We start from the raw sequence: 10,865 nt of genomic DNA on the forward strand, positions 1-10,865 counted from the left end.
GTCAAGTGCAAGAGATTCTCTATTTGTGACTAAATATCATTTAGATGTGAGCACAGGTAAATAATAACTATCGCTTATGTTTCTCATGTGCAAGTTTCATAGGTCTTTTGTCCAAAAACAGGAGGAAAATCAGAAGAGAGAGAGAATTATAGGAATTTGTCAAAAGAAAGTTTCCAAAAATAGACTACGGAAACTAGAACTGTCTGATAGGAGATGTATTCATGGATGCAGCAATGCTGACACTGAGTGTTCTCGGTGTGGCGGCGATCCTCTTCGCCACCGAGATCATCCCGCTCGCCGTTACGGCGATGAGCGCGGCAATCGCCCTCGGGCTTCTGGGCGTACTCACGCCCACAGAGGTTTTCTCGGGGCTTTCGAATCCCACCGTCGTCCTCTTCGCCGGGATGTTCATCATCGGTGCGGCGATGTTCCAGACGGGACTCGCGCAAAAAATCGGCATTGCGGTCGTTAAAAAATCCGGCAATGACGAGCGTGCATTGATGGCGGCACTGATGCTCATAACGATCATCCTCTCATCCGTGTCCTCAAACACGGCGACCGTCGCCTGCCTCATGCCTGTCGTCATCCAGATCTGCGCCGCTGCACGTCTGCCGGTCTCACCGCAGCTCATGGCGCTCGCGGTGGCGGCGAACGTCGGCGGCACGATCACGATGATCGGTACACCGCCGAACATCCTCATGAGCGCGACTCTCGGCGCGAGCGGTCTTACGCCGTTCGGCTTCTTCGAGTTCGCGTGGATCGGCATCCCGCTCTCGATCGTCGGCATGATCTACATGCTGACGATCGGACGCCGCCTCTGCCCGCGGAAGCTCGTGGACAGTGAGGCGTTTGCCAAGGAGGAAGAGGATACGAATGATCCGCGCAAGATGATGATCTGTGCGGTCATCCTCATCGGCGTCGTCATCGCGATGGTGCTCGAGAAGCAGATCAACGTGCCGATGCAGACCTCTGCGATCATCGGCGGTCTCCTCTGCGTGCTGACGGGCTGCCTCACGGAAAAGCAGGCATATCAGGGCGTCGACTGGACGACGATCTTCCTCTTCGCTGGGATGCTCCCTCTCGCAAGCGCTATGGAGCACAGCGGTGCAGGTGCGATCATCGCGCACGAAGTTGTCGGACTCATCGGCGATCACCCGTCCCCGATGGTCATCGTTGCGGCGATGTTCGTCCTCTCCTGCGGTCTGACACAGTTCATGTCGAACACGGCGGCATCCGCACTCCTCGCGCCGATCGCGATCTCGATCGCCCAGTCCATCGGCGTATCCCCATATCCGGTCGTCATGGCAATCGGCATCGCGGCATCCTGCGCGTTCACAACGCCCGTCGCGACCCCGCCGAACACCCTCGTCCTCGGCCCCGGGAAGTTCCGCTTCATGGACTATGTCAAGGTCGGCGTTCCGCTCGTCTTCGTCTCGCTCATCGTCTGCCTTGCGGTCATCCCTCTCGTCTGGCCGTTCTAAACCCCTGACTCCACAGATATAAACGGCGGCAGGAGTATTCGCTCCCCATCATGCACGACCGTGAACAAACGAACTGAAAAGGACAACGTTTCATCAATGGCAGGTATATCCATCCGATTTGCCTGTCATTTCATCGTGCATCTGTGAGGAGAAATCATCATGAAAAAAGAAGACATGCTGAGCCATCTCAAAGCATTCGATCCCGCCATCTTTACCTTCCTGCAGGACGAGATCCAGCGGCAGCGCTGTACGCTCTCGCTTGTCCCGACCGTGAATGCGATGTCGCCGCTTGCAGCCTTCCTCGAAGGAAGTGCACTCGCAAACAGCAGCATCGAGAGCTGCGCAGCCGGACACGGGAACTACATCGAGGAGCTCGTGCGCACACGGGCACAGGAGCTCTTTGGCAGCGAGCACGCCGTCGTACGCCTCGGAAACATCGCTGCCGCCTCGCGCGTGGCGCTGCTCGCCCTATTGCAGCCGGGCGATACGGTGCTTTCGTTCAACCTGCGCAAGCAAGAACACTGCGCCGGCCTCAACTATCACTTTGAGAACTACGGGATCGATCCCCATCTGCAAAAGGTGGACTGGGACGAGGTCATGCAGATTGCAGAGCGGGTGCAGCCGCGCCTCATCATCTTCTCGCCCGTCAGCTACCCGCGCATTCCGAACTACGAGCGTCTCGCGGAGGTTACGCGCACCGTGGGCGCCTATCTCTGGGTCGATATCGGACAGTGCGTGGGACTCGTCGCGGCTGGTCTCATTCCCTCACCCGTCGCCCTTGCCGATGTCGTGAGTTTCCCGACGAACGATTCCCTGCGTGGTCCCGACGGCGCCATTCTCCTCTGCAGGAAGGCGATCGCCCCGCAGCTCGAAGCCGCCGTCGCCAACACGGGGCATATTGCGCTGCACATGAACCACCTCGCATCCCTCGGTTTTGCCCTGCACGCAGCCGCACAGCCAAAGTTCCGCGCGTACGGGGAGCAGGTACTTGCAAACAGCAAGGCACTGGCTGCTGCCCTTGAATCGCGCGGCATATCCCTTCTCTGCAGCGGAACCGAGACGCATCTCGTGCTCGCTGCGCCCGCAGCGGGTGTCGATCTGATGGATGCGGCACAGACGCTTTGCCGCATCGGCGTCCATGTAAAGGTGGACAAGATTCCCACCATGCAGCCACAGATCCTTCTCGCGGCACTGCGCCTCTCAAGCCTGAACCCGACCACACGCGGACTCAAGGAAACGGATATGGACGTCATCGCCGAGGTACTCGCGCGCGTGCTTGCCGGTGCACTCACCGAGAGCGAGGAGGACACACTGCGCATGAAGATCGCAAAACTCCTCATGGACAAGCCCATCTTCTCCGAGGAGTGGATGAACGATGCCTTTGCGCGCATCGACACCTCCTCGTCCGATACGGGCAGCATCCATGAGCACGCCGCCCATGAGCGCATGAGCGTCCTCAAGAATCTATTCCGATAAGCCTCCTACGCGCTCCCGCATGAAAGCTCCATGCCCATGCGGGAGCTTTTTATTGTCATCATAAAATATTCAGAAACGTCAACAAACAGGGTGCCCAACGAGTCGGATTTGTGCTATACTAAACGGACAAGAACAAGAGTATAGAAGGTTGATGTCCCGAAACGTTCGTGTGTGTCATCAACCGAAGAGATCCAAATGCACGGAAGAGGAGAATTGCCCATGAAACGTGAAGAAGTCGTCAGCCACCTGAAGGCGTTTGACCCCGAGATCTACAATCTGCTTGAGGAGGAGCGCGAGCGTCAGCGCTACACCCTCTCCCTCATGCCGAATATGAACGCCATGTCGCCGTTCGCGAAGTACCTCGAGGGCAGCATCCTCACAAACAGCTTCTTTGACCGGAGGGACGATACCCCGACGGGCGGCCTGCACCTTGTCGGCATCGTCCGCGAGCGCGTCAAGGAACTGTTCCACGCCGACCACGCCATTGTCCGCCTCGGCAACATCGTCGCCGCCTCGCGCGTCGTCTTTCAGGCGCTCCTCTCGCCCGGCGACACCGTGCTCTCCTTCAACCTGCGGAAAAAGGATCACGTCGCGGGACTCTCGTACACATTCGAGAACTACGGCATCGAGCCGGGGACGCAGGAGATCGACTGGGGGGCGGTCCGAACGCAGGCGGAAAAGGTCAGACCGCGCCTCATCATCTTCTCGCCCGTGAGCTATCCGCGCACGATCGACTATCAGATCCTCTTTGAGATCGCGCAGAGCGTCGATGCCCTTCTCTGGGTCGACATCAGCCAGAGCGTCGGACTGGTCGCCTCGAAGATGGTGTCGTCCCCTGTGCCGTTCGCCGATGTCGTCACCTTCTCCACGCGCGACTCCCTGCGCGGTCCTGACGGCGCTGTCGTCCTCACGAAGCAGGATCTCGCTGCGCGCATGGAGACCGCCGTCATCAACACGGGGCATGAGGCACTGCATATGAACCACCTTGCCGCGCTCGGCGTGGTCCTGCGCGAGGCGGGCAGCGAGCGATACCGCATCTATTGTGAGCAGGTCGTCAAGAACGCACAGGTGCTCGCACGGACGCTTGCCGACCACGGTGCCTCCGTCCTCTGCGGCGGAACGGATACGCACCTCGTCCTCGGCTCCACCGCGACCGGCATCGACATGCGGGAGGCGGTCAAGGCGATCGGTCGCATGGGGATGCGCGTCAAGCCCGACAGCGTGCCCACGATGACCTCCGGGCTGTTCCTCCACGCCCTGCGCCTATCGACCTCGAACCCCACCACGCGCGGGATGCGCGAAGAGGACATCGCCTACATCGGCTCCCTCCTCGCAAAGCCGCTCACCGCCATTCTCTCCGCCGAGGAGATCGAAAAGACACGGCAGGAGATCATCGCCCTCGTCAAGGATGCCCCGCTCTTCGATGATGATTGGATGGGGGTCGCCGAGGACTGATCTGCAGAGGATTGATATTTGCACAGAAATACGCCCCTCCGACGCGTTCGGAAGGGCGTGTTTTCACTGTTTTTCATGCTGTTTTTCGCGAGTGCCCGCATCTCCCCGATGAATTCATCAAAAAATATTTTATACCCGATTGACACGGGGTTTATTCTGTATTATAATTCAGATATGTTCACAGCCAACTACATATCCATCATCTATTCTATCACATGTAAGGAGCATTGTCATGCCGAATATCCAACTTTTACTCAGCGACGACGAGTATGCCGTTGTCGCGGCGGCAGCAGCGAAACAGGGCGTTCCCGTTCTCGTCTACATCCGCAGCCTCCTCTTTGGCGCGGAAGACGAGTTCACGGCGGCATACGCCGAAACGCTCCGCCGCGTCGAAGCGCTGCCTCCGGGGACGAAGTTCAACCTCAAGACACTCTTTGGAACGGACTGGACGATGAGCCGCGGCACGAAGCTGACGCTCGGCAAGGCGTTTTACGATATGGTGAGCGGCGGCACGGTCAGGTCGGCAAAGCCGCTCGGCAAGGACAGCTCGAACATCATGCAGTACGAGCGTATCTGAGATGTGCAGGAAACAACGCGAAAAGATATTTTTTCATATGGATATGAATAAGGAGGAGCATTATGAAAACGATTCAGGTATCTGATGAGGAGTATACCTTCATCCGCGCGGAGGCAACGGCAAAGGGTATCCCCGACACCACCTGTATCCGCAGTATGATTGTATCGCAAGCCTGCATTGAGGCGATCATACGCGTCAACAGGCTCACCCCCGGGACAACGTTCGAACTGCCGACGCTCTTCGGCACAGACTGGGGCAAATTTCACGCGTCCGCATCAAACATCGGCAAGGCGTTCTGCGATCTAGTGTGTAGCGGCTCCATTGCAGACGTGAAAATCATCGGCAAGGGGGGCAGCTCAGGGAATATGCAGTACGAGCGCGTGTAAGCCGTGCAACAATCGACAGAAGAAGGAGGAACGCATGAATCTCAAAGAAGCATTCCAGATGCAGAAAGCCCTGAGCCGCCTGATGGAGGAGGCTGCCTCGTATCTGGACGACACAGACAACATCATGACGGTGACGGAGAAGCACCTCCGCAGCAAGGTTGTCCCCGAACAGGCGGACGAAGCCGTGGACTGCAGCGAGAAATCGCGCATGGCGTACAATCCCATGACCGTGCTGCGTGCATGGCACGCGCTCATGGAGGAAAAGGAGCGGCTCGGACGCGCCATCACGGCGGCAAAGGCGGCAATGCCGCTGAACTTCGACACCGCCGCCGAGGAGAACAAGGCACGCCGCCGCTTCCTGCGGACGCTCGCGCATATGGCGGAGCAGCGTTCCGAGAGCAGGATGAAACGCGGCGCGGGCAAGGGCTACGTCTTCAACAAGGACGGCAACCAGACGCCCTACTGCTACGACATCGAGGTGGTGAGGACGATCGACTATGATCGGAATGCCGTCCGCCGCATGCAGGACGTACTTGCCAAAACGGCAGCCGACACCTCCCGCGCCCTCGACGAGGCACTTGTGCGCACCGAAGTTGACTTCACGCTACAGCTCCCGATCCCGGAGAGCACCATCAGCGAAGATCCCGCAGAACGCCTTATCTACGAGCGCATCTGCGGCAATGCGGGCAGTGCCCTCGCAGAGATCATCGAGCTGCTGGAGGGGAAGTAGCGTATTTTAGACCGTAATCGGATTGGCGCAGACTTTTCGTCCAATCAAGAAAATCAGCCGGAAGCACAGAACCCCTATGCTGAGGACTGATTGACGCAGAGCAGACGGAAAAGATGCGCCAAGATGACGGCTGTTCCGGCAGGGGCAGGGGTCACTCCCGGTTCAGGTGCAGATGAACGAAGAGGCTGCACGCCCCCTGCGTGCTTGCACGCAGACAAAACTTGGTATGGACTCCCTAAGGGGAGCTCCAAATATCACCCCCGCGCCGCCGATCGGCATCTGCGGACAGTGCCGACCTTTGCGGAGACCACCGCAGCGCGGACAAACGCGGGGCAGGCGGGAGAGACCGCCATCGCACGTCGCAGTGCAAAACGCAAACACAAAACACCCAACGGCATCCCCTAACGCAGGGTGCGGATGCAGACAGCACCGTATACCACCCTGCCGCAGACATATGTCGCGCCAATTCCGCGTCCGCACGCACATACCCAAAATCCAAAACACGCTTCGCCCTTACAAATGATATATATTCGTTCGCAGCCCCCGATGGGGGAGCTGCGCGGGAGGCTCTGCGCATCAGAACTTCCCAAATAGGGAGAAGCCCCTGCCTCTGCCGGAGCAGCCGAAAACGCCCGCCCACGAAGATTTACCTCCTCGTGGGCGGGCATATTTTATGCGGAAAGGAATTGCTGATAAAATGAAGTCCGTCAGGACGGCTCGATGGGCTTTATCGGCACTTCCTAAAATTCACACAGAAAAAGGCACTCCGAAGGGATCTCATCGTGACGAAATTCTTCGGCAGTATGCTGATGGAATTCATTTAATTTCTTTGGAATCTATGATATTCTATATGATATAAAGATAATTCTATTTTGCATGAGAGGATTCCTATGGCTACTGAAAACATGAACTATGGCGATACGATTTCTGACTATCTCACGGGAACTATCTTAAAAACTACACCAGAGGAAATTGTGCGCCAAACTTTTATCCGCACTCTGCACGAAGACTATCTTTATCCGAAAGAAATCATCCGCAGAGAAGTTAGCATTCAAAGCGGATCAAAGATTTTACAGGACGAAACCGGTGCTGACATTCGCGCAGACATTGTTGTTTACCACAATAAACGAGCCGCACTAGATGGCGATCAAGGAAATATTCTATTTGTTGTAGAATGCAAGAAACCCAATGTAACAGATGGTTACAATCAGCTTGTTTCCTATGTATTTAACACGTCTGCCGTAGGTGCAGTGTGGACAAACGGCAATCAAATCAATATATATCGCAAAACCAAAGAAATCGGAAGGCTGGAAGAAATTCAATCCCTTCCACTCTATCGCGAATTATGGCAGTCTGAACACGACGCCATCCCCCAAAAAGAAGAGCTTAAACGCCCGCATAACATACGCTTTCTCCTAGCAACTTGTCACAACAAGTTATATGGGCGTGGGATGGAGAATGAAGATTTTGATCTAGCGATGGATATGGTGCGAATCCTGCTTGCAAAAATCCAAGACGAAACCGGTCCCGGTCTATATCCACGTTTTTGGATTACGGACGAAAACTTCAAAACCGTAGAAGGAAGAGCCGCAGTAGCTTCCACGATACAAACCCTCTTTAGAGAGTATGCAGATCAATATCCGGATATTTTTGATGCCCATGAAAAAATATCCGTTGGCAATGACTGTATTGCGGAAGCTGTCGGGATATTACAAAAGTGGAATCTTGCTGCATGTAATGATGACGCAGATGACTGGGATCTCATGGGAGAAACATACGAGCAATTCACCCACATCAACCTCAAGCGACAACAAGGTCAATTCTTTACAAATAGGCTTGTCGTCAATATGATGGTAAAAATGTTAGCCCCCGAAATTGGCGACCGAATACTCGACCCCGCCGGCGGTGGCGGGGGATTTGCCACCGCTATGTTCCGTTATTTGCGTCGCAAAGTGATCATGTCTACAAAACATGGGTCAGCAGCACGAGACCGCCAATTAACAACGATTAAAGACAGCATCTACCTTGTTGAGATTGCTGCCAGATTGGTAAAAATCGCAAAATGCGCAATGCTCCTTACCGGTGATGGACAAACAGGAATGACGAGAGGAAACTCTATCGATCAATATGACCGACTGGATCCTTGGATTAAATCGCGCTGTTTTGCAAATACAACAAATGCACCGTCTATCATCGTGACAAACCCGCCATTTTCTGGTCAGAAAGCAGATTCCCAAATATCCGACCGAAATATTTTGAGAAATTTTAAGTTTGGACATACATATACACAACAACAGGATAGTTCCTATATTTTTTCCGAATCTGATAATGACCTCCTATCACGTCAATCCCCGGAACTTCTTTTTTTGGAACGTTGCATCGACTGGTTGAAGCCAGGAGGTCGGTTGGGTATCGTTCTGCCAAAAGGGGTATTGGACAACATTACCTGTGAAGCATATCGTTCATGGCTGCTGGACAACTGCAATATCAAAGCTATTATTACCCTGCATAAGGATACCTTTCAACCGGATACCGGTGTAAGGACTTGCGTACTGATACTGGAAAAATATTCGAAGGGACACAAAGGAATAAATAATGATAGAATATTTATGGCACAATCACAAAGAATTGGACAAGACTCAAAGGGAAACGCCGTTTACGTGGTTGACAACAACGGGAGCAGCACAGGCGTTCTCAGTCAAGATCTGGATGAAATTGCCGAGGCATATTCTTCATTCCTTCAAGATAATACGGCTATACACCCTTCTGAGTATATTTTCTCTATTCACAGGAATGATCTTAAGGATCACCTCAACCTCAATCCCCAACATTATTCTCCCCGCCTAAACAGGGCAATCGATCATGTGTTGGAGTATAATGAAAAACCCGGCTGGTCTGTAACAACGATCGGACAACTAGAAGCCGGTATGAAAATTTTTATGGGTCCGCGATGGAATTCTGCAACAATAAAGGTGGATAATCCTACGAATACAGCAGAACTCACTCCATATTTGACAGCAAATGGCGCCCTGGAATTACGTCGCTTTACTGTAAAATGGCTTGATTTTTCCAAGGCAACAAGACAGCAACGTGAGTGCAGATCATTACTCAAAATTAAGGAGGGGGATATTTTAATCACACGCTCAGGCACAATCGGAAAAGTCACCTATGCCACAAAGAACTTAGCCATGACCTATCTGGTCAGTGACGACTTAATTCGAATCCGAGTGCAGGACAAAACACTACGCGCCTATTTATTAACATACTTTTCTTCATCGATGGCACGCTCGCTGATGCTGCTTGATGAATATGGCTCTGTGCAACAACATTTACAGCCTCGTCACATACAAGAAATGTTAATTCCGATACCGGAGGATTGGGAATCTGCCACACAGGAAATTGCCGCCGGAAACAGGTTGATCCACGCTATGGAAAATTTATCTTTGGCAGACCATCTCATACAAAACAGTATATTTAACATTTTTTGATACACTCTACCAAATCATTATCATTCTAAAAATTCCCTCAACAAAACTAGCCCTAATAATACTTGTTTTGTTGGGGGAATTTCTTCCGTAAATTGGGGGAGGTAGTATTACGCTAAGTACCGTAGTATAATAAAGAAAAAAGGGGTGAGTCATGTGTTGCAGGTTTTATCAAGACCATATGTAAATCGTGCATCTCGAGCTTGTCAGGGGCTGATGAATATTAGGCATGGTGAAATAATGACATATCAAACTTTGGCAAGGATATTCAAAAAAGAAATCCCTTATGATAAAACCAAACATTTGGGGTATTTATTGGGATTTTTTGACGAATGTTATATATCCCTGATTAAAGACTTTATGCGTGAACAGGATATATCCAAAGAGCAGATTATTGATATTTTCCAACTCCTTCCGGAACAAGGAGAAATCTATGATTTCAGGAGAGCGTTGAATCATGGTGAGTTCTAAAGACAAACCGGATTATGTTTTATCCACGCAACTACTCGAATATGCTGCATCTATTATTGAGAAAGCCAAGCTGCCTTCCTTCACCTATTCTTTAGGCGGGGGAACGGTCTTATCTTATGTATTCAATCATCGTAAGAGTAAAGATATTGATATATTTTTGTGTGTTATTTCACTTCCTTCAGCAGGGTCTCCGCCGCAAGCCGTCCGAGCGCGTTCGAGGCGAGCGGGCTGTCGCCCGTCAGGAGGATGCGGTCGCGGTGGACCGCACCCGTGAAAGTCCGTCGTCGGACTCGTACACACCGAAAGCGAGTAGTCCGAGGGGAAGTAGGCGTTCCACTCGGCGCGGTCGGGTGCGGGGTTCTTGCTTTTCTCTGTCATGTGAATATTCCTTTCCAAAATCAACAACGTTTGAGCACAATATCGTCGAGTGCAACGCGCGGACGCGACGGCGGCGACTGAAGCGGATGCTCCGCCGCCGCTCCAGTACCTCTTCAAAGTCCATATCATTTTCCTTCCCTTCCTCAGTTCCATTCCCACGCTCAAGGCGTCTCTCCCGCTGCGGCGGTGGAGACATTTGGTAAGAGGTGCGCGGCAAGTGATACATTTACGGATAAATGTATCAGACAGAAAAAGACGCCCCGAAGGGCGTCCTCTTGGCGAGATTCTTTGGCAGGCGTGCCATTCCCCTGCATCTCTCGGGTTTCCCCTGTCCATACCAGCGGCGTGTGGTTGACACGAAATTTACCACCTCAAAGAATCTCTATCCTTACTTTTATTATACGTCAGTGTCTATACGGCTTTGAC

Annotated in this window: 10 protein-coding genes; 9 read left to right on the forward strand and 1 reads right to left on the reverse strand. The window is 53.0% G+C overall.

The window, feature by feature from the left end; genetic code table 11:
- Positions 1–221 precede the first annotated feature (221 nt).
- From HMPREF9081_RS01965 to HMPREF9081_RS01990, 6 genes are all read left to right on the forward strand, one after another.
- Complete coding sequence (locus tag HMPREF9081_RS01965; RefSeq protein ID WP_006305242.1) at positions 222–1,481, forward strand: SLC13 family permease; 1,260 nt, start codon at positions 222–224, stop codon at positions 1,479–1,481.
- Between the two features lie 159 nt (positions 1,482–1,640).
- Positions 1,641–2,957 carry a serine hydroxymethyltransferase gene (locus HMPREF9081_RS01970; RefSeq protein WP_006305243.1) on the forward strand — a complete coding sequence of 439 codons (1,317 nt, stop codon included), beginning with the start codon at positions 1,641–1,643 and terminating at the stop codon, positions 2,955–2,957.
- Positions 2,958–3,176: 219 nt separating this feature from the next.
- Entirely contained in the window at positions 3,177–4,412 is a 1,236-nt protein-coding gene (locus tag HMPREF9081_RS01975; RefSeq protein ID WP_006305244.1) for a PLP-dependent aminotransferase family protein, read from the forward strand.
- 232 nt (positions 4,413–4,644) lie between these two features.
- The gene (locus HMPREF9081_RS01980) at positions 4,645–4,989 is read left to right on the forward strand and encodes a single-stranded DNA-binding protein (RefSeq protein ID WP_006305245.1); all 345 of its coding nucleotides are present in this window, start codon (positions 4,645–4,647) and stop codon (positions 4,987–4,989) included.
- A gap of 62 nt (positions 4,990–5,051) precedes the next feature.
- Entirely contained in the window at positions 5,052–5,375 is a 324-nt protein-coding gene (locus HMPREF9081_RS01985) for a DUF1413 domain-containing protein (protein WP_006305246.1), read from the forward strand.
- A 34-nt stretch (positions 5,376–5,409) separates the two neighbouring features.
- Positions 5,410–6,105 carry a hypothetical protein gene (locus HMPREF9081_RS01990; protein WP_006305247.1) on the forward strand — a complete coding sequence of 232 codons (696 nt, stop codon included), beginning with the start codon at positions 5,410–5,412 and terminating at the stop codon, positions 6,103–6,105.
- A gap of 254 nt (positions 6,106–6,359) precedes the next feature.
- Here HMPREF9081_RS01990 and HMPREF9081_RS14705 read toward each other — a convergent pair whose 3' ends face one another.
- Positions 6,360–6,482 carry a hypothetical protein gene (locus HMPREF9081_RS14705; protein ID WP_280956272.1) on the reverse strand — a complete coding sequence of 41 codons (123 nt, stop codon included), beginning with the start codon at positions 6,480–6,482 and terminating at the stop codon, positions 6,360–6,362.
- A gap of 513 nt (positions 6,483–6,995) precedes the next feature.
- Here HMPREF9081_RS14705 and HMPREF9081_RS01995 point away from each other — a divergent pair.
- From HMPREF9081_RS01995 to HMPREF9081_RS14775, 3 genes are all read left to right on the forward strand, one after another.
- The gene (locus HMPREF9081_RS01995) at positions 6,996–9,593 is read left to right on the forward strand and encodes an N-6 DNA methylase (protein ID WP_006305248.1); all 2,598 of its coding nucleotides are present in this window, start codon (positions 6,996–6,998) and stop codon (positions 9,591–9,593) included.
- 153 nt (positions 9,594–9,746) lie between these two features.
- Complete coding sequence (locus HMPREF9081_RS02000) at positions 9,747–10,061, forward strand: hypothetical protein (RefSeq protein ID WP_154647272.1); 315 nt, start codon at positions 9,747–9,749, stop codon at positions 10,059–10,061.
- Positions 10,048–10,335: a nucleotidyl transferase AbiEii/AbiGii toxin family protein gene (locus HMPREF9081_RS14775; RefSeq protein ID WP_154647273.1), complete on the forward strand. Its 288-nt coding sequence runs from the start codon at positions 10,048–10,050 to the stop codon at positions 10,333–10,335. The genes HMPREF9081_RS02000 and HMPREF9081_RS14775 overlap by 14 nt, the downstream gene beginning before the upstream one ends.
- The last annotated feature ends 530 nt before the right edge of the window (positions 10,336–10,865 follow it).

This window comes from Centipeda periodontii DSM 2778, assembly GCF_000213975.1.
Classification (GTDB): Bacteria; Bacillota; Negativicutes; order Selenomonadales; family Selenomonadaceae; genus Centipeda; species Centipeda periodontii.